20 protein-coding genes and 2 tRNA genes are annotated in these 20,683 nt (G+C 71.5%); 8 read left to right on the top strand and 14 right to left on the bottom strand.

What is annotated here, in order from left to right; translation table 11 throughout:
- The first annotated feature begins 8 nt into the window (after nucleotides 1-8).
- Nucleotides 9-476 carry an ATP-binding protein gene (locus SM450_RS16810; RefSeq protein ID WP_474620658.1) on the top strand — a complete coding sequence of 156 codons (468 nt, stop codon included), beginning with the start codon at nucleotides 9-11 and terminating at the stop codon, nucleotides 474-476.
- 30 nt (nucleotides 477-506) lie between these two features.
- Here SM450_RS16810 and SM450_RS16805 read toward each other — a convergent pair whose 3' ends face one another.
- Entirely contained in the window at nucleotides 507-1,445 is a 939-nt protein-coding gene (locus SM450_RS16805) for a ribose-phosphate diphosphokinase (RefSeq protein WP_474620657.1), read from the bottom strand.
- 65 nt (nucleotides 1,446-1,510) lie between these two features.
- Between SM450_RS16805 and glpK the strand changes: the two genes are divergently transcribed.
- On the top strand, nucleotides 1,511-2,995 hold the full coding sequence (glpK, locus tag SM450_RS16800) for a glycerol kinase GlpK (protein ID WP_474620656.1): 1,485 nt from the start codon (nucleotides 1,511-1,513) through the stop codon (nucleotides 2,993-2,995).
- Between the two features lie 104 nt (nucleotides 2,996-3,099).
- On the opposite strand, the gene SM450_RS16795 is transcribed toward glpK, so the two are convergent.
- Nucleotides 3,100-3,918: an ABC transporter permease gene (locus SM450_RS16795; RefSeq protein WP_474620655.1), complete on the bottom strand. Its 819-nt coding sequence runs from the start codon at nucleotides 3,916-3,918 to the stop codon at nucleotides 3,100-3,102.
- On the bottom strand, nucleotides 3,915-4,892 hold the full coding sequence (locus SM450_RS16790; RefSeq protein WP_474620654.1) for an ATP-binding cassette domain-containing protein: 978 nt from the start codon (nucleotides 4,890-4,892) through the stop codon (nucleotides 3,915-3,917). Before SM450_RS16790 ends, SM450_RS16795 begins: the two co-directional genes overlap by 4 nt.
- 52 nt (nucleotides 4,893-4,944) lie before the next feature.
- Between SM450_RS16790 and SM450_RS16785 the strand changes: the two genes are divergently transcribed.
- On the top strand, nucleotides 4,945-5,685 hold the full coding sequence (locus tag SM450_RS16785) for a TetR/AcrR family transcriptional regulator (protein WP_474620653.1): 741 nt from the start codon (nucleotides 4,945-4,947) through the stop codon (nucleotides 5,683-5,685).
- A 28-nt stretch (nucleotides 5,686-5,713) separates the two neighbouring features.
- Here the strand turns inward: SM450_RS16785 and SM450_RS16780 are convergent, their stop codons facing one another.
- The 4 genes from SM450_RS16780 to SM450_RS16765 are packed head-to-tail and all read right to left on the bottom strand — an operon-like array spanning nucleotide 5,714 to nucleotide 7,790.
- Nucleotides 5,714-6,451, bottom strand: a complete 738-nt coding sequence (locus SM450_RS16780) for a VOC family protein (RefSeq protein WP_474620652.1) — start codon at nucleotides 6,449-6,451, stop codon at nucleotides 5,714-5,716.
- 10 nt (nucleotides 6,452-6,461) lie between these two features.
- A complete protein-coding gene (locus SM450_RS16775; protein ID WP_474620651.1) occupies nucleotides 6,462-6,623 on the bottom strand; it encodes a DUF397 domain-containing protein in 162 nt (53 codons plus the stop codon).
- Nucleotides 6,624-6,649: 26 nt separating this feature from the next.
- A complete protein-coding gene (locus SM450_RS16770) occupies nucleotides 6,650-6,907 on the bottom strand; it encodes a Scr1 family TA system antitoxin-like transcriptional regulator (protein WP_474620754.1) in 258 nt (85 codons plus the stop codon).
- Nucleotides 6,908-6,956: 49 nt separating this feature from the next.
- Nucleotides 6,957-7,790: a phosphoribosylaminoimidazolesuccinocarboxamide synthase gene (locus SM450_RS16765; protein WP_474620650.1), complete on the bottom strand. Its 834-nt coding sequence runs from the start codon at nucleotides 7,788-7,790 to the stop codon at nucleotides 6,957-6,959.
- A 119-nt stretch (nucleotides 7,791-7,909) separates the two neighbouring features.
- Here SM450_RS16765 and SM450_RS16760 point away from each other — a divergent pair, with 119 nt between their 5' ends.
- Complete coding sequence (locus SM450_RS16760; protein WP_474620649.1) at nucleotides 7,910-9,244, top strand: ABC transporter substrate-binding protein; 1,335 nt, start codon at nucleotides 7,910-7,912, stop codon at nucleotides 9,242-9,244.
- Between the two features lie 73 nt (nucleotides 9,245-9,317).
- Here SM450_RS16760 and SM450_RS16755 read toward each other — a convergent pair whose 3' ends face one another.
- The 5 genes from SM450_RS16755 to SM450_RS16735 form a co-directional block, all read right to left on the bottom strand.
- Nucleotides 9,318-9,566: a hypothetical protein gene (locus SM450_RS16755; protein WP_474620648.1), complete on the bottom strand. Its 249-nt coding sequence runs from the start codon at nucleotides 9,564-9,566 to the stop codon at nucleotides 9,318-9,320.
- A 105-nt stretch (nucleotides 9,567-9,671) separates the two neighbouring features.
- Nucleotides 9,672-9,745 (bottom strand) — tRNA-Met (locus tag SM450_RS16750).
- A gap of 124 nt (nucleotides 9,746-9,869) precedes the next feature.
- Nucleotides 9,870-9,943 (bottom strand) — tRNA-Met (locus SM450_RS16745).
- 60 nt (nucleotides 9,944-10,003) lie between these two features.
- Nucleotides 10,004-12,988 (bottom strand): UPF0182 family membrane protein, encoded by a 2,985-nt coding sequence (locus tag SM450_RS16740; protein WP_474620647.1) that lies wholly within the window; start codon nucleotides 12,986-12,988, stop codon nucleotides 10,004-10,006.
- Nucleotides 12,989-13,114: 126 nt separating this feature from the next.
- Nucleotides 13,115-14,128: a YlbL family protein gene (locus tag SM450_RS16735; RefSeq protein ID WP_474620646.1), complete on the bottom strand. Its 1,014-nt coding sequence runs from the start codon at nucleotides 14,126-14,128 to the stop codon at nucleotides 13,115-13,117.
- A 114-nt stretch (nucleotides 14,129-14,242) separates the two neighbouring features.
- Between SM450_RS16735 and SM450_RS16730 the strand changes: the two genes are divergently transcribed.
- The gene (locus SM450_RS16730) at nucleotides 14,243-15,514 is read left to right on the top strand and encodes a zinc-dependent metalloprotease (RefSeq protein ID WP_474620645.1); all 1,272 of its coding nucleotides are present in this window, start codon (nucleotides 14,243-14,245) and stop codon (nucleotides 15,512-15,514) included.
- Nucleotides 15,515-15,972: 458 nt separating this feature from the next.
- Here SM450_RS16730 and SM450_RS16725 read toward each other — a convergent pair whose 3' ends face one another.
- Both SM450_RS16725 and SM450_RS16720 read right to left on the bottom strand, forming a co-directional pair.
- Nucleotides 15,973-16,575 (bottom strand): hypothetical protein, encoded by a 603-nt coding sequence (locus SM450_RS16725; protein ID WP_474620644.1) that lies wholly within the window; start codon nucleotides 16,573-16,575, stop codon nucleotides 15,973-15,975.
- A 246-nt stretch (nucleotides 16,576-16,821) separates the two neighbouring features.
- Nucleotides 16,822-17,343, bottom strand: coding sequence for a M48 metallopeptidase family protein (locus SM450_RS16720; RefSeq protein WP_474620643.1), 522 nt, complete (start codon nucleotides 17,341-17,343; stop codon nucleotides 16,822-16,824).
- A 477-nt stretch (nucleotides 17,344-17,820) separates the two neighbouring features.
- Between SM450_RS16720 and SM450_RS16715 the strand changes: the two genes are divergently transcribed.
- The 3 genes from SM450_RS16715 (at nucleotide 17,821) to SM450_RS16705 (ending at nucleotide 20,638) form a co-directional block, all read left to right on the top strand.
- The gene (locus tag SM450_RS16715) at nucleotides 17,821-17,988 is read left to right on the top strand and encodes a DUF5679 domain-containing protein (protein ID WP_007464795.1); all 168 of its coding nucleotides are present in this window, start codon (nucleotides 17,821-17,823) and stop codon (nucleotides 17,986-17,988) included.
- Nucleotides 17,989-18,168: 180 nt separating this feature from the next.
- Entirely contained in the window at nucleotides 18,169-19,281 is a 1,113-nt protein-coding gene (locus SM450_RS16710; protein ID WP_474620642.1) for a TOMM precursor leader peptide-binding protein, read from the top strand.
- Between the two features lie 10 nt (nucleotides 19,282-19,291).
- Nucleotides 19,292-20,638 carry an ABC1 kinase family protein gene (locus SM450_RS16705; RefSeq protein WP_474620641.1) on the top strand — a complete coding sequence of 449 codons (1,347 nt, stop codon included), beginning with the start codon at nucleotides 19,292-19,294 and terminating at the stop codon, nucleotides 20,636-20,638.
- Nucleotides 20,639-20,683 lie beyond the last annotated feature (45 nt).

Genomic DNA, 20,683 nt, shown 5'->3' with positions numbered 1-20,683 from the left:
GACGGGTCATGACAAACGCAGAACTCCCCGCACCGCGTACGGTTGTGCCCATCGAAACCTCCCTCCTGATCGCCGAGGCCTTCGACCAGGCCCAGGTGACCGAGCTTCGGCACTCGGTCACCTCCTGCGCGCGTGCCGTGGGTCTCGCCGGCCAGCGGCTCGACGACTTCGTGCTTGCGGTCAACGAGCTGATCACCAACGCCGTCCGGCACGGCGGCGGGCAGGGCCGGCTCCGGCTCTGGCTCCGGACCGGCCAACTGGTCTGCGAGGTGGCCGACCACGGCTCCGGGATCAGCGAACAACGGCTGCGCGACCGCGACCGGCCGGCCCCGGAGACCGCCGGCGGTTGGGGCCTCTGGCTGGCCCGGGAGCTGAGCGACACCATGGAGGTCGAGACCGGCGACGCCGGCACGGTGGTCCGGATCACCGCGACGTTGACCAGCCGACAGCCCGCCGCCGGCCCGCTCGACGGCTGACACCCCGCTCCCCGGCGGGCCGCCCGACCCTCACCCGAAGAGCGCGCTCACCGACTCGCCGTTGTGGATCCGCCGCATCGCCTCGGCCAGAGCCGGCGCCACCGAGAGCACCTCCAGCTTCGGCACCCGCTTCTCCGCCGGGATCGGCACGGTGTTGGTGCAGACGATCTCCAGAACGCCGTCCTGCGCGCTCAGCCGCTCCAGCGCGCCGCTGGAGAAGAGCCCGTGCGTGCAGGCCAGCCGGATCGAGCGGACCCGCCGCCCACGCAGGTGCGAGATCAGCTCGACCACCGTGCTGCCCTTCGCGATCTCGTCGTCAAGCACGATCACGTCCCGGTCCGCCACGTCCCCGATGATCGTGCTGATCTGCACCCGGTCGTCGCTGAACCGCTGCTTCGCGCCGGCCGCCACAGGCGTGCCGAGCATCCGGGCGAACGCCGCGGCCTCCTTCGCGTTGCCCAGGTCCGGCGAGACCACCACCGCGTTCCCCAGGTCGTACCCGCGGAAGTGCGCGGCCAGCTCGCGCAGCGCGTGCAGGTGGTCCACCGGGACGCTGAAGAAGCCGTGCACCTGCGGCGAGTGCAGCGTCATGGCCAGCACCCGGTGCGCTCCGGCCGAGGTGAGCAGGTCGGCGACGAGCCGCCCGCCGATGGAGATGCGCGGCGCGTCCTTCTTGTCCGACCGGGCGTACGCATAGTGCGGCAGCACCACGGTGATCCGGCCGGCCGACGCGCCCCGGGCCGCGTCGATCATGAGCAGCAGCTCGACCAGGTGCTCCTGCACCGGCGGCACCAGCGGCTGGATGAGGAAGACGTCCCGCTCCCGGCAGTTCGCCTGCAACTGCACCTCAAGGCAGTCGTTGGCGAACCGGGACACCCGCACCGGGTGCAGCGGTACGGCGAGGTGGGCGCAGATCTCGGCGGCGAGGTCGGGGTGGGCGGTCCCGCTGAACACGGCAATGTCACGCACGTCTGGTGATCGTACGGGCCGGTCGGTGGGAGGCGTGGGACGCTCCCGGCGGGTACGGTGCGTGCGTGACCGGAGAGTTCGTCGCCGCCATCGACCAGGGCACCACCTCCTCACGGTGCATCGTCTTCGACCGGGCCGGCGAGATCGTCGCCGTGGCCCAGCGCGAACACCGGCAGATCTTCCCGCGACCCGGCTGGGTCGAGCACGACGCGGAGGAGATCTGGGCATGCGTCGAGCACGTGGTGCGGGAGGCGCTTGCGACCGCCGACATCGGCCCCGAGCACCTGGCCGCGGTGGGCATCACCAACCAGCGGGAGACCACAGTGGTCTGGGACCGGGCCACCGGCCGCCCGGTCGCCAACGCGATCGTATGGCAGGACACCCGCACCGGTCCGCTGCTGCGCGAGCTGGCCGAGGCGCACGACGCCGACCGGCTGCGGGCCCGCACCGGCCTGACCCTGGCCACCTACTTCGCCGGGCCGAAGCTGCGCTGGCTGCTCGACCACGTCGACGGGCTACGCGAGCGGGCCGAGCGGGGCGAGGTGCTGTTCGGGACGATGGACAGCTGGATCATCTGGAAGCTGACCGGGCGGCACGTCACAGACGTGACGAACGCCAGCCGCACCCTGCTGATGGACCTGGAAACCCTCGACTGGGCGCCGGAGCTGCTGGACGCGCTGCGGATCCCGGCCGCGATGCTGCCGGAGATCCGCTGCTCGGCCGAGGTCTACGGCACCGCCGAGGGCGTGCTCGCCGGGGTGCCGGTGGCAAGCGCGCTCGGCGACCAGCAGGCCGCGCTGTTCGGGCAGACCTGCTTCCAGCCCGGCGAGGCCAAGTGCACCTACGGCACCGGCAGCTTCCTGCTGCTCAACACCGGGGCCAGCCCGGTGCCGTCACGGCACGGCCTGCTCACCACCGTGGCCTACCGGATCGAGGGCCAGCCCGCCACGTACGCGCTTGAGGGCGCGATCGCGGTGACGGGCTCGCTCGTGCAGTGGCTCCGCGACAACCTCGGCCTGATCTCCACCGCCGCGCAGGTCGAGGAGCTGGCCCGCACGGTCGACGACAACGGCGGCTGCTACGTGGTGCCGGCCTTCTCCGGCCTGTTCGCGCCGCACTGGCGCAGCGACGCCCGGGGAGTGATCGCCGGCCTGACCGGCTATGTCACCAAGGGCCACCTGGCCCGGGCGGTGCTTGAGGCGTCCGCCTTCCAGACCCGCGAGGTGGTCGACGCGATGAACGCCGACTCCGACGTCGCGTTGCGCCGGCTGCGGGTGGACGGCGGGATGACAGCCAACGCGCTGCTGATGCAGTTCCTCGCCGACGTGCTCGACGTGCCAGTGGTGCGGTCGCGGATCACCGAGACCACCTGTCTCGGCGCCGCCTACGCGGCCGGCCTGGCCGTCGGCCTCTGGCCGGACCTGGCCACGCTGCGGGAGAAGTGGCGGTCCGACGCGCAGTGGGAGCCGGCGATGGACCCGGCGCACCGGCAGCGCGAGGTGCGCCAGTGGCACAAGGCCGTGCAGCGCACCCTGGACTGGGAGGACTAGGTCCGGGACGGGCGGCCTCGCCCGGGTGACGGTGGTCCGCCACCGGCCCGCACCTGCCGACCTGCCGGTGGGTGTGCCGCACGGCGGTGGATGCCGTGGAGCGTTCAGCGCCCTCGGCGCGTGTAGGCACGCAACGACAGCGGGACGAAGATCACCAGTAGCGTGAGCGCCCAGAGCAGGACCGCGGTCGACGGATGCTCAAGTGGCCAGGCCACGTTCCCGACCGGGGTGCCCGGGTTGCCGAACAGTTCCCGTGACGCGGCGGTGAGCGCGCTCACCGGGTTCCAGTCAGCCAGGAAGCGGAGCCATCCCGGCATGCCGTCGGTAGGGACGAACGCGTTCGACAGCATCGTGAACGGCAGGCCCAGCGGCACCAGTGAGTCGGCGACCTGGTCGTTCTTGACCGCCAGGCCCACATACACGCCCACCCAGCTCAGCGCGTACCGCAATACGATCATCAGCAGGAATGCGTTAACCGTGGGAACCAGGCCGCGGTGCGGCTGCCAGCCCACTGCCAGTCCCGCGACCACCATGATGCCCAGCATGAGCAGGCCGATCAGCAGGTCCGCGCCGGTCTGCCCGAACGGCACCGCCAGGCGTGCCATCGGCATGGAGCGGAATCGGTCCATCACACCGCGAGCGGCGTCGGTGGCCATCCGCGTCGTGACGCCCAACCACGCGGAGAAGGTCACCATCGCGAACAGGCCGGGCATCAGGTACTCGCGGTAGTTGCCACCGTTCGGCACCTGGATCGCGCTACCGAAGACGAACCCGAACAGCACCACCATGATGATCGGGAAGACCAGTGCGGCGACGATCTGCCCCGGTTCCTGCCGCAGCCGACCTACCTCGCGGCCGACCAGGGTCAGCCCGTCGGTGAACGTCCAGCGGAGACGACCCATCGGCGAGGTGAGGGTGGTCATCGGACGGCCTCCTTGCGATCGGTGAGGCGCAGGAAAACCTCGTCGAGGGTGGGGCGGCGCACGCTCACGTCGGCGGCGACGATTCCGGCCTGGTCGAGGTCGCGCACGATGTCGGCGAGGCGAGGGCCGGTGGCGGGCAGGGCAACGCTGAGCCGGTCGGCCTCGGTCGGCGTGACTTCGGCACCGGTCAGCTTGCTCAGGACGGTCTCCGCCACAGGCAGGGTGGCGGGGTCCTCGATGGTGACATCGAGGCGGTCCCCGATCGTGGCCTTCAGCTCGTCGGGCGTGCCGGTGGCGATCACCCGCCCGTGGTCGACGACGGCGATGTCGTCGGCCAGGTGGTCGGCTTCGTCCAGATACTGCGTGGTGAGCAGCACGGTGGTGCCGTCGGCCACCAACTCGCGGATGCTTGCCCAGATTTCGCCGCGGCTGCGCGGGTCCAGGCCGGTGGTGGGCTCGTCCAGGAAGAGCACCTTGGGGCGCAGGATGAGGCTGGTGATCAGGTCGAGCCGACGGCGCATGCCGCCGGAGTAGCCGGCGACCGGGCGGTCGGCGGCGTCCATCAGGCTGAAGCGGTCGAGCAGTTCGTCGGCCCGCTGGTGCGCCGCGCGGCGGGACAGGTGGTAAAGACGCCCGAACATACGCAGGTTGCTGCGACCGGTGAGCTTCTCGTCCACGGCGGCGTACTGGCCCGCGAGCCCGATCCGCGCGCGTACTTTGCCGGCCTCGCGGACGACGTCGTATCCGGCGACACGGGCTTGCCCGGCATCGGGATCCGACAAGGTCGCGAGGATACGCACTGCGGTTGTCTTCCCGGCCCCGTTCGGGCCGAGCACGCCGCAGACCGTGCCCTCCGGGACGGCCAAGTCCAGCCCTTGTAACGCATGCGTGCCGCCGAAGGACTTGTGCAGCCCTTCGGCGACCACGATCGGTTCCGCCACGATCCCCCCACTGAGTACGCCGTACGCGGTCATGGCGGTAGCGTAAGGTACTGGGTACGGCGTACGCAACCGGGAGGGTGACACGGTGACTGGCACCGAGTACGTGAACATCTGGATGCGCCCCGAACGCCCGGCCTACGGGCCCAAGCCGGCGTACAGCCGCGCGCAGATCACCGAAACGGCGATCCGGATCTCCGACGCCGAAGGACTGGAGGCCGCCACCATGCGGCGGGTCGCCGCCGAGATCGGCGCCGGCGCGATGTCCCTCTATCGATACGTCCCCAGCCGAGACGACCTGATCGAGCTCATGGCCGATCGAGTGATGGGCGAGATCGAGGTCACGGACCTGCCCTCAGGCGACTGGCGGACGGACCTGACGCGCTATGCAGACGGGCTGCGGGCCATGTGGCTGAGGCACCCGTGGATCGCCACCGTGCAGCGGTCACTGCCCAGCTTCGGCCCGAACCAGCTGCTCCTGATCGAACGGCTGATGGGAATCCTCGACGCCCACGTCTCCATCGACGAGAACCTCGCCCTCATAGCCATGCTGAACAGCTACATCGAAGGCATGGTCCGCGAGGAGATCAGGTCAGCCAGAGAACTCCATCGCAGCGGGCTCAGCGAATCGGAGTGGATGGCGCGGAGCTACCCGTACGTCGACCAACTGGTGAAAAGTGGGAAGTACCCGATCTTCACCAAGATCGTTATGCAGGCACGCCAGCCGCACCTGAGCCGCGACGATCAGTTCCGGCACGGACTCCAACGCGTTCTTGCCTGCATCGCCACGGCCCTCCCGTCGAACGACCGAGTCCCCGAAGGCGCCTGAGAAGTTCCTGATCCACCAGACACGTGGCTCAGGCCGGGGTGAGCAGGCAGAACTCGTTGCCCTCGGGATCGGTCAGGACCGTCCACGGGACATTGGTGCCGCCCAGGTCGGCGTCGGTGGCGCCGAGCGCCCGGAGCCGGGCCGCCTCGGCCGTCATGTCGCCGCCCGGGTAGGGGCGGACGTCGAGGTGCACCCGGTTCCAACCCGTCTTCGGGTCGGGGCTGCGGACGAACTCCAGGTAGGGGCCGACACCCTGGACGGAACGCAGTGAGGCGTGCTGGTCGGTCACCTCGTGCACGGCCCAGTCCGTCGCCTCGCCCCAGAAGCGGGCCATCTCCCGCGGGTCCGCGCAGTCGACCACGACCGCGGCGATCGGCCCGGTTTCCCGGTAGATCGGACGGGGTTCCAGCACGCAGAACTCGTTGCCCTCCGGGTCGGCCAGCACCGTCCACGGAACGTCACCCTGGCCGATGTCGACGGGTGTCGCGCCCAACTCCGTCAGCCGCGCGACCAGCTCTGCCTGATGGTCCGCCGACGAGGTGGCCAGGTCGACGTGCACGCGGTTCTTCACCGTCTTGGGTTCCGACGAGACGACCAGGTCGAGGCAGACGGCGACCGGGTCGGGGTAGACAAAGTCCTCCGGTTCGAGGTTGGTCACGCCCGGCTCCTCGCTGGAGATGCCCCAGCCGAGCGCCTTCGCCCAGAATCCGCCCAGCGCGGCGTCGTCCCGGGCCTTCATGTTGATCTGCACGAGCCTCGTCGCCATACCGGCGAGACTAGACGACCTTGACCTGCGTGACGAAGGCCCGCCAGGCGGCCGGGGCGAAGCCGAGGGTGCCGCCGGCGCGGTCCTTGGAGTCGCGCACCAGCACCCGGCCGGGCAGGTTGTCGGCGACCTCGACGCAGGTGTTGCCGCCGTTGCCGGACCGGCTCGACACGCGCCACCGGGGGGTGGGGACAGTGTTCACAGCTCGCTCACCAGCTTTCCGATCAGCTCGACGGACACGCCGGCGGGCAGTGCCTCGCTGAGCAGCGTGTCCCACATCGTCCTCATGATAGAGACGGCGTCCGGCCGGTCGACGACGTGACCGAAGACGCCGTCCACATAGGCCACCTCGTCGCCGTCGGGAAGCATGGCCAGCACGAAGCCGCCGGTCAGGCCCGGGTGCGCGCCCACCCCGTCGGGCACCACGTAGAGCCGGATGTGCGCCAGCGCGGCCAGCTCGACCAGCCGCTTGTCCAGCAGGTACGGGCAGATGGCGGTGACGCGGTCAGTTCCAGCGGTTGCCGGTGAGCTTCTCGTACACCTCGACGTAGCGGGCGCGGGTCGCCTCGACCACGTCGGCGGGCACCTCCGGCGCCGGCGGGCGCTTGTCCCAGCCGCTCTCGACGGCCCAGTCCCGCACGTACTGCTTGTCGAAGGAGAACTGGGCCCGACCGGGCTGGTAGGACTCGGCCGGCCAGAACCGGGACGAGTCGGAGGTGAGAAGCTCGTCGGCGAGGACAAGCGTGCCGTCCGGCGCCCAGCCCAGCTCCAGCTTGGTGTCGGCGATCAGGAGTCCCCGGTCGGCGGCGATCTCCGCGCCGCGCCGGTAGACGTCGATGGTGATCTGTCGCAGCCGCTCCGCGGTCTCCGGCCCGACCTTGTCGACCACCTGGTCGTAGGTGATCGGCTCGTCGTGCTCGCCCCTCGGCGCCTTGGTCGACGGGGTGAAGATCGGCTCGGGCAGGATCGACGCCTCCGCCAGGCCCCGGGGCAGCGGCACGCCGCAGACCGAGCCGGCGCGTTCGTACTCGGCGAGGCCGCTGCCGGTCAGGTAGCCCCGGGCGACGCACTCGATCGGCACCATCTCCAGCCGCCGGCACCGGATCGCCCGCCCGGCGAACTCCGCCGGCACGTCGGTGGCGGAGACGACGTGGTTCGGCACCAGGTCCGACAGTTGCTCGAACCACCACAGCGAGAGGGCGGTGAGCAGGCGGCCCTTGTCCGGGATCGGGGTCGGCAGCACCACGTCGTAGATGGAGACGCGGTCGGAGGCGACAAGGATCAGGTCCGCGCCGTCGGCGTAGACGTCCCGGACCTTGCCCGAGTGCAGAAGTTCCACGGCGCTAAGTACACCATGACGGGGCGGGCCGTCCGGCACGCCCACCGGCCGTCCGCCCGGCGTTGACACCCCCCGCCGGGGCCGGTGGAATGATCGGTCCACCCACCTTCGGAGAGAACGTGCGCGCTCAGCGGCCCGTACCCCGCACCGGTCTTGACCGACGGCGGTTCCTCGGCGCGTGCGCCGGCCTGCCGCTGCTGGCCGGCGGGCTGACCGGCGGCCTGACCGCGTGCAGCCCGCAGGAGGGGGCCACGGCCGACGACGGTCCGGTCGAGCTGTCGGTGTTCTGGTGGGGCGGCAACCGGCGGGCCCAGGCCACCGAGCAGGCGCTGCGCCTCTACACCCAGCAGAACCCGCGGGTCGGCTTCCGGATCACCTGGCAGGGGCTGGCCGGCTACTACGACCGGCTCGCCACCCAGGCCACCGGCGGCAACGTGCCGGACCTGTTCCAGATCGACGACACCCTGCTCACCGAGTACGACCGCCGGGACATCCTGCTTGACCTCAGCCGCTACGCCGCCGACGGCCGGCTCGACCTGCGCGGCCTGCCGGAGCAGTTGGCCCGCTACGCGCGGGTGGACGAGCGGACCGTGGCGGTGCCCGCCGCGCAGACGAGCGCGGCGCTCGTCTTCAACCGGGCCCTGCTGCGCCGGTTGGGCCAGCCCGAGCCGCGCACCGGCATGTCCTGGAAGGAGTACGCCCGCTGGGCCGCCCGCGTCACCCGGGCCTCCGGCAGCCGGGTGGCCGGCACCATGGACCCCTCCGGCGACTACCGGGCGCTCTGGCTCTGGCTACGCGGTCAGGGCCGCGAGCTGTACCGGGCACGACAGCTCGGGTTCAGCTCGGCCGAGCTGCTCGAATGGTTCGAGTTCTGGGAGGTCGCCCGCTTCGACCGGGCCACCCCAAGCGCCGCCCTGGTCGAGCAGGCGGACAGCGGCGAGTTGGCCCGCCAACTCGTGGTCACCGGGCACGCCGCGGCGTCCTTCGCCTGGTCACACCAGTTCCCGGAGTTGCAACGCCTTACCAAGGAGGAGCTGGGCGCCGTCGCCTTCCCCGGCACGCCCGCCGCCCAGTGGCCGCGGGCGTCGATGTACTGGGCCGGCTTCCACGGCACCCGTCACCCGGGCATCGTGGTGGACGTGCTCACCTTCCTGACCACGAACGTGGCGGCCGGTCGGGTCCTCGGCGTCGAACGCGGGCTGAACCCGAGCGCGCAGGTCCGCGCGTCAGTCGTCGACGGCGTGACCGACCGGGCGGAGAAGCGGGTGGCGGCCCTGGGCGCGGAGCTGGACGGGCTGGCCGGTCCGGCGCCCGCGCCGCCGCCCAGGGGACACGCCGCGGTGCGGGGCCTGCTGATCGATGCGGCCGAGAGCATCCGCGCCAAGCGGGCCGGCGTCCGCGGCGCGACCTCCCGCTTCATGGCCCAGGCGAACGCCGCCCTGGCCGGCGGGTAAGGCGGGGCCCCCGTTTAACGCATTCGGTAGAGGCGGGGGCCCCGCTTAACACCTGGCGCGGCGGTGCAGCGCGTCAGCGCGGCGGGCGGTTGCGCCGGCCCCGGGTGAGAAGCAGCACCAGCAGCACGATCCCGCCGACCACCACCAGGCAGCAAAGCAACCCGAGGACGCCGAAGCCGCCGCGGGAGCGCCGGCGCGCGGCCTCCACCACGACCTCGCCGGTGCCTGTCGACGCCCAGGCCGCGACCGGCACGAAGACCGAGAGCACGACCGTCCCGATGACCGCGCTCAGGCGGCCCCACCATCTGTTCCATCCAGCCATGCCCCCCATCCTCGCCGAGGCACGCAACCACGGCACAAGGACAGGGCGGAAGGATCGGATACGGCGAAGGCCCCGGAGTTTCCTCCGGGGCCTTCGGCGATCACGTAGCGGGGACAGGATTTGAACCTGCGACCTCTGGGTTATGAGCCCAGCGAGCTACCGAGCTGCTCCACCCCGCGTCGCCTCGCAAAGCCTATCGCATCCCGGTCGCGGAGATCAGCCGGGTCCCCGATCCCACCGATCCGGCGAGGAGAGGAAACGGCGAAGGGCCCCGGAGCGAACTCCGGGGCCCTTCGTCACGAGTAGCGGGGACAGGATTTGAACCTGCGACCTCTGGGTTATGAGCCCAGCGAGCTACCGAGCTGCTCCACCCCGCGTCGGCTCGTTAACCGTAGCGCACCGGCCCGGCGAGGCGCAAAACGGGGTGTCGGCCGGCGTCAGCCGCTCGGTGACACCGACGGCGAGGGGGATGCCGGCGCTGACGGCGAGGCGCTGCCCGAGGGCGCGGCGGACCCCTTAGCCGCCGCCTGGGCCTGCTGGAACGCCGTCATCGCCTCGTCCAGCGCCTTCAACGCCCGCCCGTACCGCTCGAAGTCGCCGGACGCCTGCGCGGCCTTGACCTCGGCGATGGCGGTCTGCACCTTGCCGGCCGCGTCGGCCAGCTCGCCGGTGAGCGGCGGCGGGGTGTTGTTGTTGCCGCCGGACGGTGGCGGGTTGTTGTTGTCGTCGCTCGGCGGCGGGGTGCCCGATCCGGCGCGCTTGCCCTGCTCGACCAACTGTTTGATGCCGTCGCTGAGGTTGTTGGCGAGCACCACGTACGAACCGCCGTCACCGTAGGAGAGCAGCACCTTCTGCAACAGCGGGTACGCGTCCTGGCTGCTGCTCTTCACATAGATCGGCTCGACGTAGAGCATCCCGTCGGCGAACGGCAGCGACAGCAGGTTGCCGTACTGCACCTGGGCCTGGTTGGAGGAGAGCAGGTTGAGCTGTTGCCGGATGTCACCGTTGTTCGTCATCTGCTGGTGCACCTGGGTCGGCCCGGAGATCCGGGTCTGGTCCGGCAACTCCAGCACCTCCAGGCGCGGCTGCCCGTCCACGTACGAGCCGGAGAGCAGCGCGGCGAGGTTCTGCCGCCCGTTCGGGGTGACCGCGGACGTCAGTTGGAAACGTGGCCCCTCCTGCCCCGGGAACTGGGTGAACAGGTAGTAGGGAGGCTGCCGCTGCCCACTGTCCGGCGCGTCCGGCACATTCGGCACCTGCCAGAAGTCCTGCCCGGAGTAGAAGTCACCGGGGTCGGTGACGTGGAACTTGGTGAGCAGGTTGCGCTGCACTTTGAACAGGTCGGCCGGGTAGCGGAAGTGCTCGGCCAGCTCCGCCGGGATGTCGCCCTTGGGCAGCACGAGGTCGCCACCGAACGCCTTGTTCCACGCCTTCAGCACCGGGTCGGTGTCGTCGTACGAGTAGAGCTTGACCGTGCCGTCGTACGCGTCGACGGTGGCCTTCACCGAGTTGCGGATGTAGTTGACGTTCTCCCGGGCGAGCTGGAACGTGCCCCGGCCGGTCAACTCGTCGGCGGTCTCCGCCTGGAGGTTGACCCGCTCGGCGTACGGGTAGGTGGCCGCCGTGGTGTAGCCGTCGACGATCCACAGGACGCGACCGTTCACCACGGCCGGGTACGGGTCGCCGTCGAGGGTGAGGAACGGCGCGACCTTCTCCACCCGGTCGCGCGGGTTACGCACGTAGAGCAGCTTGGAGTTCTCGTTGACCGCCTCGGAGAGCAGGAAGTTGGGCTCCTGCTCCTTGATCGAGTAGAGCAGTCGCCGGGGGAACGAGCCGATCTTGACGCCGCCCTCACCGGAGTAGGTGTAGTACTGCTCGCCACCGGTCTGGGTGGGGCGGTCGAACTCGACGTTGCGGTCGCCGTTCTGCCCGACGATCGCGTAGTCGTCGGCTTCCATCCGCTCGCCGTAGTAGATGCGCGGCTGCTGGGCCGGGATCTCCTCGGTCGGCGAGGAGCACGCCTCCTGCGCCTTCTCACCGAGGAAGCCGGAGACGAAGTACGGCTGGCCGCCGCAGACCACCTGGTTGGCCGGCGCGGCGACCAGGCCGTACCCGTGGGTGTAGACGGTGTGCCGGTTGATCCAGTTGCTCTGCTGGTCGGTCAGCTCGCCGTAGTTGATCTCACGGACGCCGACCACGTAGTCGGAGGTCTTCTCCTTGACCGAGTATCTGTCGATGTCAAGCTTCGAGCCGAAGTCGTAGAAGCCCCGGACCTGCTGCAACTGGGTGTAGGTCTCGGAGACCAACTGCGGGTCCAGCAGCCGGACGTTCGGCACCACCGAGGTGTCGGTGGCGAGGCTGGCGGGTGGCACGAGGTTGCTCGCCGCGTACCCGGTGGTCTTCGTGCCTTCGAGACTGAACGCGGACCTGGTCGCGGCGATGCTGCGTTCGATGTACCGCGCCTCCTTGTCCCGGGCGCTCGGCTTCACCTCGAACGTCTGCACGGCCCACGGGTAGATGCCGCCGATCGCCACCGCGGAGACGCCGAGCAGGGCCAGCGAGATGCCGGGCCACACCAGGTTCCGCATCACCGCGTTGGAGAACACGATGATCGCGAGTGCCACCAGGATGGAGATCCAGGCCAGGATCTCCTTCGCCGGGAGCAGCGCGTTCACGTCGGCGTAGCCGGCGCCGTAGAGCTTGGTGCCCTCGTTGTACTCAAGCAGCATCGCGCGCCGGTCCAGCACGTAGGCGATGGCCTTGAGCAGCACGAAAACGGCGACAAGCGAACTCAGGTGGGCGCGGGCGGCGTTCGTCATCCGGTCGCCGACGCCCTGGAGACGCACCCCGCCGAAGACGTAGTGCACGGCAAGCGCGCCGAGCAGGGCCAGCACCACCGCGGTGAAGCCGACGCCGAGCACGTAACGCCAGAACGGGAGCTGGAAGACGTAGAAGCCGACGTCGACGCCGAACTCGGGGTCCTTGACGCCGAAGTCGCCGCCGTTGCGGAACAGCAGCCACTGGCTCCATCGGGTCTGCGCGGACAGGCCGGCGAAGAGCCCGACGACGGCGGAGACCAGGGCGATCCAGGTGCCGAGCCGGGGGCTCAGCAGCATCCGGTAGCGCTCCAGGGTGGCCTGCTCGGCCGAGTGCGGGCGCATCCGGGGTCGCACCCGGTAGGCCAGCCAGAGGTTACCGGCGATGACCAGCGCCATGACGACGCCGACCACCAGGAACAACAGCAGCCGGGTGGCGAGCACACCGGTGAAGACCTGGGTGTAGCGAACCTCGTCGAACCACAGCCAGTCGGTCCAGGCGTTGACTCCCCACCCGAGCAGGGTGAACAACACGAACACCCCGATCAGGACCCCGATGGTGACGCGCCCGCGCCGGCTCATCCTCGGCAGGGGACTGCTACGCATGACCACTATTGGCTCCGCACGTTTGATGTGATCGGCTCCGACCAGGCACCCCAGAGTACGGGGTGTTCCTGAACACGTCGGGTCAAGGTCACGTCACGATCGCCCGGTGGGGATGACCGGTCCCGCTCAGCAGCGCGTCGGCTGCCCTCCGGCGCGGAGCGTCTCCAGCGCCGTGAGCGCGTCGTCGAGCGTCGCCACCCTCAGCAACGGCAGATCCGGCTGCGGGTTCCGCACCGCCTCGGCGCAGTTGTCCGCGGGCACCAGGAAGACCTTCGCCCCGGCCTCCTTGGCGCCGACCAGCTTCTGCGCGATGCCGCCGATCGGCCCGACCTGCCCCTCGTCGTCGATGGTGCCGGTGCCGGCGATGACCTTCCCGCCGGTCAGGTCCGCCGGTTCCAGCTTGTCGATGATGCCGAGGGTGAACATCAGCCCGGCGCTCGGCCCGCCGATGTCACCGAGGTCGATCTTCAGCGTGAACGGGTGCGGCTGCTGCTGGTCGATCTCGACGCCGATGCGCGGCCGTCCGTCCTGCTCCCGGCTGGTCACCGTGGCCGTGCCCGGAGTGCCGCCCCGGGCGTAGCCGATCTTCAGCGCGGTGCCGGCCGGCTTCGCCCGGATCAGCTCGGTGAGCTTGGCCGCGCTCGTCACGGGCGTGCCGTCGACCGAGGTGAGCACATCGTCGGGCCGGAACACGTCCACCGACGGCCCGCCCGGGGTGACGGTCTTGACCCGTACCCGGATCGGATAGCCCAACTCGCGCAGGGCCGCCGTCTCGGCGCTTGTCTGCGAGTTCTGGAAGTCCTCCGCGTTGCGCTGCTCGACCTCCTCCTGCGACTCCCCCGGCGGGTAGACAAGCTCCCGCGGCACCACCGCCTCGTCCGAGGAGAACCAGCCGGCCAGCGCCGACCGGAGCCGGACGGTGGGCTGCACCCCGACCGTGGTGAGCCGGAGCTGCCCGGCGGAGGTGGACGTCGCGCGACCGGTGACCTGGATGACCTCCTTGCCGTTCTCACTGCCGAGCGTGTTGACGGTCGGGCCGGGGCCGAGCACCACGTACGGCAGGGGCACGCTCAGCACACCGACGCTGAGCAGGGCGGTGAGCAGTGCACCGAGCAGGACGGTCAGGCCGCGACGTCTCATGGGCCAAGAGCGTACCGATCCGTCCCGCGCCGTCCGGCACGGTGACCGCGACTTCGCCCTCAGCGCAACGCCGACGGGCACGACCTGCGGCGCAGCCCGCGTACCGTAGAGGTCGTGCCTGATATTCCGTTCGGCTTCGCGCTCCCGGGTGGGCAACCACCAGACCCCAACGATCCCGCGCAGATGCAGCAGTTCATGTCGCAGTTGCAGCACCTGCTGTCCGCGCCGGGCAGCGGACCGGTCAACTGGGACCTCGCCCGGCAGGTCGCCGCGAGTCAGCTCGCCGCCGCCGGCGACCCGGCGGTCTCGCCGTTCGAACGCAACGCGGTGGAGGATGCGCTGCGAATCGCCGACCTCTGGTTGGAGCCGGCGACCTCGTGGCCCTCCGGCATCCGCTCGTCGGTGGCCTGGAACCGCAATGAGTGGATCTTCAAGACACTCGACGTGTGGCGCAAGCTCTGCGACCCGGTGGCCAGCCGGATGGTCGGCGCGATGGGCGACCTGGTGCCGCCGGAGGCACGGGCCCAACTCGGCCCGATGCAGTCGATGGTCGCCACGCTCGGCGGCGCGCTCTTCGGCGGCCAGCTCGGCCAGGCCCTCGGCTCACTCGCTGCCGAGGTGCTCTCCGCGGGCGACATCGGCCTGCCGCTCGGTCCCGCCGGCACCGCCGCGCTCATCCCGGCCAACATCAAGGCGTACGGCGAGGGCCTGGTGCTGCCGGAGGACGAGGTACGCCTCTACGTGGCCCTGCGCGAGGCCGCCCACCAGCGACTCTTCCAGCACGTGCCGTGGCTGCGCGGGCACGTGCTGACGGCGGTGGAGAACTACGCCGCCGGCATCCGGGTCAACCGGGAGGCGATCGAGGAGGCGATGGGCCGGGTCGACCCCACCGACCCGGAGTCGATGCAGGCGATCGCCCTGGAGGGCATCTTCACCCCCGAGGACACCCCGGCCCAGAAGGCCTCGCTGGCCCGGCTGGAGACGGTCCTCGCCCTGGTCGAGGGCTGGGTGTGCCACGTGGTGGACAGCGCCGCCGGTGACCGCCTGCCGAACGTCGTACGCCTCGGCGAGGCGTTCCGCCGCCGCCGGGCCGCGGGTGGCCCGGCCGAGCAGACGTTCGCCGCCCTGGTCGGCCTCGAACTGCGACCGCGCCGGCTGCGGGAGGCGACGGTGCTCTGGGCGGCGCTTACCGAGCAACGCGGCATCGCCGGCCGGGACGCGATCTGGGGCCACCCCGACCTGCTCCCCTCCGACGACGACTTCGCCGACCCGCAGGGTTTCGCGACCACCGGCAGCGACCTGGACGATGAGCTGGCGAGCTTCGACTTCTCGGCGCCGGGCGCGCCGGAGGAGCCGACCCCCGGCGAGGACGACGACAAGTCCTGACTTCGGGCACCGGTCGGGCCCGCACGGATCTCCGTGCGGGCCCGACCGCCGTTCCGTCCACTGCCGCCATTCACCGCCGGGCCTTCGGGCGAGATCCTCGGCGGACGCGGTTGCGCACCCGCCCGACGCCAAGGGCCGGTACGACCTGCGGCTGCTGGTGAGCCGGCCGGGCGTGGACGTGCCTGCGGTCGAGCTTGCTCGACCCAGCGGCCGGCGCGGAGCTGGTCGCCGCCCGCCTGACGCCCCGCCGATCTTGGACTTGTGGCACCTCCGATACCGGCATGGATCCGACATACCCTGGCACCACAAGTCCAAGATCGACGCCCACCGGCCGAGATCTCCCAGCGGGGGTGGGCAGACCGGGCAGACCGGGGGATCGGTGGGCAGCCTCGACAGGCAAGTGGCGGGCAGCCCCGGAGTGCGGTCAGGCCGGGCGAGCGGTCAGGCCGGGCGAGCGGTCAGGCCGGGCGGCCGGAGAGCAGCGCCCGGGTCGCGTCCCAGCCCTCGAAGGCCGGGTCGAGGGCACCGAGGTCGGCCGGGCCGCGTAGTCGGCGCCAACCGGTGGTGACCGCCACGTCCCCCGGCCGGGGCGCCGCGGCGCGCACCTCGGCGGGCGCGGCCGTATCGAGATCCAGCACCGGAACCCACGCCGGCAGGGGCAGCCGCGCGGCCACCCCGAGCAGGCCCGGCCCGCTCCCCTCCACCGGGGCGACCGCCACCGGTCGGCTGGACAGCGGCCGGAGCAGCTTGCCGAGCGTCAGTCCGGGCACGTCCGGTGCGTCGGCGGCGACCACGGCCGCCTGGTCGTAGGCGGTGAGCGTCGCGAAGACGGCGTTCGGGGTGGGCTCGGGCACCTCGTACACGGCGGTGCCCGGCCACACCACCGCGTCGGCCAGCCAGCGGTCCGCCGGGGTGACCGCCACCGCGGTCTCCACCTCGTTCAGCGTGGCCAGCAGGTCCACCACGTCCTCGGCGAGGGCGGTCCGCCACCGCGCCGGCTCGATCCCCGGCGGCGCCCAGCCCACCGGTCCGAGCAACGCCACCACCACACGTCGAACCATCCGCCGACCCTAGCCCCTTCTCCCCACCGACCCACCCACACGACCCACCCACACGACCCCACCCACACGACCCCCACCCACACGACCCCACCCGCGTCGATCATGAAGTTGGCCGCGACAAATCGGGCGGACCACGCCGCCAACTTCATGATCGACGCGGCAGGTGACCAGCACGGGCGCATGGAGGGGGTGAGGAGGGTGGGGGTGGGGGTGCGGTGGGGGTGGGGGTGGGGGTGGGGGTGGGTCTCAGGGGATGCCGGCGGTGGCGGCCACGCCCTCCAGGTAGCCGCGCGCCCGCTCGGCCCGGGGGTAGCGGGCGACCAGGGCCCAGAACCGCGCGTTGTGGCTGGGAACGATCAGGTGCGCCAGCTCGTGGAGGAGGACGTAGTCGATCACCCAGTCGGGCATGTCCTGGATCCGGTGGGAGATCCGGATGGTGCGGTCGGCCGGGGTGCAGGAGCCCCAGCGGCCGTTCTGGTTGGTCACCCAGCGGACGCTCGCCGGCTCGGCGGTCGACCCGTGTTCCGACAGGTAGAGCCCGATCAGCCGGGCCGCCCGGGCCAGCAGCTCGGCGTCCGAGCGGGCGAACCGGCCCTCGCGGGCGGCCAGCCGGGCAAGCATCCGGTCGACCCACTCGCTCTCCTCGGCCCGGGAGAACTGGTCGGGGATGAGGACGACGACACGTTCCCCGTCCCGGTACGCGGACACCGTGCGTCGCCGGCGCTGGCTGCGCCGCACCTCGACGACGGGCTTCCGCGTCCCGGCCATTACCGGCTCGCGCAGCCTCGGTTGACTGTCACGAGGGAAAGGTAATGCGTACTGACCAGGGCTCCGCAAGAGTCAACACGACGACACGCGCCCGAAAAATGATAGTTGGCGACTAAGAGTCCCGAAAAATTTCTTTGCGACGGTAGTTGACCATCACCTGTCCGCCGCCCCTCACGTTAAGTGATCTACGACGGGCCGCTCGCGGAGGGGCCGCGCGAAGGGGATCTGAGCGCATTTACCCGGCGTGTCCCCGCGAAACTGGCTTATCAGACGTTACTCGGCATGCACACTCTCGTCGTCGACTTGCTCACAGAGTCGGCGTGCAGCTGACATGGAACCCCCCAGACCTGGGTAGGGTCCGCCAACCAGCGGTCAGGAGACTGATCGCGGAGAACCCCCCGGCGCCGGTGCCGCTCGTGGCCCGCCGCAGGGAGACCCGCCGGGGACACCTCCGGCGGACGAGACGAGGAGGCTACCGTGGCCGACCAGGCCCAGACCTACAACGGTTACTGCGTCAAGTGCAAGGAGAAGCGGGACTTCGAGGGGCACGTGGAGGTTTCGAAGACCGGCATGAACATGGCCAAGGGCAAGTGCCCGGTGTGCGGCACAACAGTGAACCGCATCCTGGGTAAGGCCAAGGTCTGACCCGTCCGGGTTCGACCGGGGGAGGAGTGGCCTCGGCCACCCTCCCCCGGTCGCACATCCGACACGGTTACCGACGGGTTGTGGAAAACCCGCGAAATCCTGTGGACAACGCTGGCCAAGGCGCGCCGCGCCTGTGGACAACGAATGACGGAGCGCTCGGACACGGTCACCATTCGTGGCGTGACCCCTCCCACCCCGCTCCCCCGCCCCACGCTCCTGCCCGGCCTGACCCGCCTCTGGCGTGACCGGCACACCCTTCAGCTCGGCCTGGAACCCGGCCCGGCGGTGCTGGTCGAGGTTTCCACGCCGGGCGCCACCCACCTGCTCGACCTGCTCGACGGCACCCGCAGCGAGCGCGCCGTGCTGGCCGCTGCCACCGCCGCCCGGGTGCCACCGGACGAGGCCCGAGCCCTGCTCGACGCGCTCCGGGCCGCCGGTCTGGTCGTACCGGGGCACACGCTGCTCCCCCGCGACCTCGCCGGGCCGCCCCGGGCCCGGCTGGCCGCGGAGGCGGACGCCCTGGCCCTGGCCGCACCCGACCTGCCCGGCACGCCGGCCCGGCTGCTACGCCGTCGCCGGGCCGCCCGGGTGCTGCTCACCGGCTCGGGCCGGCTCGGTGCCGCGGTCGCCGTCGCGCTGGCCCAGGCCGGGGTCGGGCACGTCGTACCCGACCTGTCCGGCCCGGTCCGCGCCGGCGACCTGGTCGGGACCGGCCTGCCCGGCGCGGAGCTGGGCCGGCCACTGGCCCCGGCGGTACGCGAGACGCTGGGCCGGTGCGCGCCCGGCACGGTCACCGGCCCGCTCCGGGCGGCCCGGCCCCACCTGGTGGTGCAGCTCGGTGTGAGCCGGCCGGCTGAGGCGCTCGCCCTCGGCCACGCCCTCCGCCGGCAGCCCCACCTCCTGCTCGACGTGCGTGGCGGCGTACCCGTGATCGGGCCGCTGGTCCGCCCGCCCGCCGGCCCCTGCCTGCGCTGCCTCGACCTGCACCGCGGCGACCGGGACCCGGACTGGCCGGCGCTCGCCGCGCAACTCGCGGCCGACCACGGCGAGCCGGCCTGTGCGACCACCACCCGGCTCGCCGCGACGGCGTTCGCGACGGCCGAGGCGCTGACCCAGCTCGACGGCGGCACACCGGAGACGCTCGGCGTCGCGGTGGAGGTCCGCGGCGCCGGGCGCCTCCGGCACCGCCGGTGGTCCCCGCATCCCTCCTGCGGCTGCTGCGGGCGTCGCCCGATCCGGTCGGCCCCGGCCGCTCCCGGCCGCACGGCAGCAGCGGGCCCCTCGCGTCGGTAACAATGGTCGGGTGACCGACATCCCGCGGCGGGCCGTGTCCCGCACCGCCAAACTCGCCGCCCTGCCGCTCGGGTTCGCCGGTCGAACCGTCCTCGGCATGGGCAAGCGGGTCACCGGGCTCGCGTCCGACGTCATTTCCGCCGAGATCCAGCAGCGCACGGCCGAGCAGTTGTTCAGCGTCCTCGGGCAGCTCAAGGGCGGGGCGATGAAGTTCGGCCAGGCCCTGTCGGTGTTCGAGGCGGCGCTGCCCGAGGAGGTCGCCGCGCCCTACCGGCAGGCGCTCACCAAGCTCCAGGAGGCCGCCCCGCCGCTGCCCGCCGCGACCGTGCACAAGGTGCTCGCCGAGCAGCTCGGGCCGGACTGGCGGGACCGGTTCGTCTCCTTCGACGACGTCCCGGCCGCCGCGGCCAGCATCGGCCAGGTGCACCGCGCGATCTGGCGCGACCCGGGCTACGGGCCGGGCGGCGGCCCGCTGCACCGGGACGTGGCCGTCAAGATCCAATATCCGGGCGCCGGTGACGCCCTGCTCGCCGACCTCAAGCAGCTCTCCCGGCTGGGCGGCATGTTCCGGGCCATCCAGCCGGGCCTGGACGTCAAGCCGCTCCTGGCCGAGCTGCGCGAGCGGATCACCGAGGAGCTGGACTACGAGTTGGAGGCCGAGTCGCAGCGGGCCTTCGCCGCCGCGTACGCCGACGACCCGGACATTTTCATCCCGGCGGTGCTCGACGCCGCGCCCCGGGTGCTGATCACCGAATGGGTCGAGGGCATTCCGCTCTCCCAGATCATCCGGGAGGGCACCGAGGAGCAGCGCGACCGGGCCGGGCAGTTGATGGCCGAGCTGCACCTGTCCGCGCCGGAGCGGGTCGGGCTGCTGCACGCCGACCCGCATCCGGGCAATTTCCGGCTGCTGCCGGACGGCCGGCTCGGTGTGATCGACTTCGGCGCGGTGGCCCGGCTCCCGGAGGGCACGCCCGAGCCGATCGGCCGGATCGCCGCGCTCGCGCTGCGCGGGGACGCCGACGGGGTGGTGGACGGCCTGCGTGGCGAGGGTTTCGTCAGCCAGTCCGAGCCGATCGACGCCCCGGCGGTGCTCGACTTCCTCCGCCCGATGCTGGAACCGATCGCGGCCGACGAGTTCCGTTTCACCCGGGCCTGGCTGCGCGCCGAGGCGGCCCGGCTGGCCAGCCCCCGCTCCGCCGCCTACCAGCTCAGCCGCCAGCTCAACCTGCCGCCGTCCTACCTGATGATCCACCGGGTGACGCTTGGTTCGATCGGGGTGCTCTGCCAGTTGGAGGCGAAGGCGTCCTACCGGGAGATCCTGGAGCGCTGGCTGCCCGGCTTCGCCCCGGTGGCCTGAGGGCAGAGGTACGCCGAAGGGGCGGTGACCATCCGGTCACCGCCC

This window comes from Micromonospora marincola (genome assembly GCF_056150385.1).
Note: the sequence above shows the minus strand (reverse complement) of the source record. Positions and strands in the feature narration are given on the sequence as shown.

Excerpts from the sequence above, each read along its gene's own strand:
- SM450_RS16755 (WP_474620648.1), bottom strand. The coding sequence starts at position 9,566 with ATGGCTGGATGGAACAGATGGTGGGGCCGCCTGAGCGCGGTCATCGGG.
- SM450_RS16740 (WP_474620647.1), bottom strand. The coding sequence starts at position 12,988 with ATGCGTAGCAGTCCCCTGCCGAGGATGAGCCGGCGCGGGCGCGTCACC.
- SM450_RS16720 (WP_474620643.1), bottom strand. The coding sequence starts at position 17,343 with ATGGCCGGGACGCGGAAGCCCGTCGTCGAGGTGCGGCGCAGCCAGCGC.
- SM450_RS16725 (WP_474620644.1), bottom strand. The coding sequence starts at position 16,575 with ATGGTTCGACGTGTGGTGGTGGCGTTGCTCGGACCGGTGGGCTGGGCG.
- SM450_RS16810 (WP_474620658.1), top strand. The coding sequence starts at position 9 with ATGACAAACGCAGAACTCCCCGCACCGCGTACGGTTGTGCCCATCGAA.
- SM450_RS16735 (WP_474620646.1), bottom strand. The coding sequence starts at position 14,128 with ATGAGACGTCGCGGCCTGACCGTCCTGCTCGGTGCACTGCTCACCGCC.
- SM450_RS16795 (WP_474620655.1), bottom strand. The coding sequence starts at position 3,918 with ATGACCACCCTCACCTCGCCGATGGGTCGTCTCCGCTGGACGTTCACC.
- SM450_RS16780 (WP_474620652.1), bottom strand. The coding sequence starts at position 6,451 with ATGGCGACGAGGCTCGTGCAGATCAACATGAAGGCCCGGGACGACGCC.
- SM450_RS16790 (WP_474620654.1), bottom strand. The coding sequence starts at position 4,892 with ATGACCGCGTACGGCGTACTCAGTGGGGGGATCGTGGCGGAACCGATC.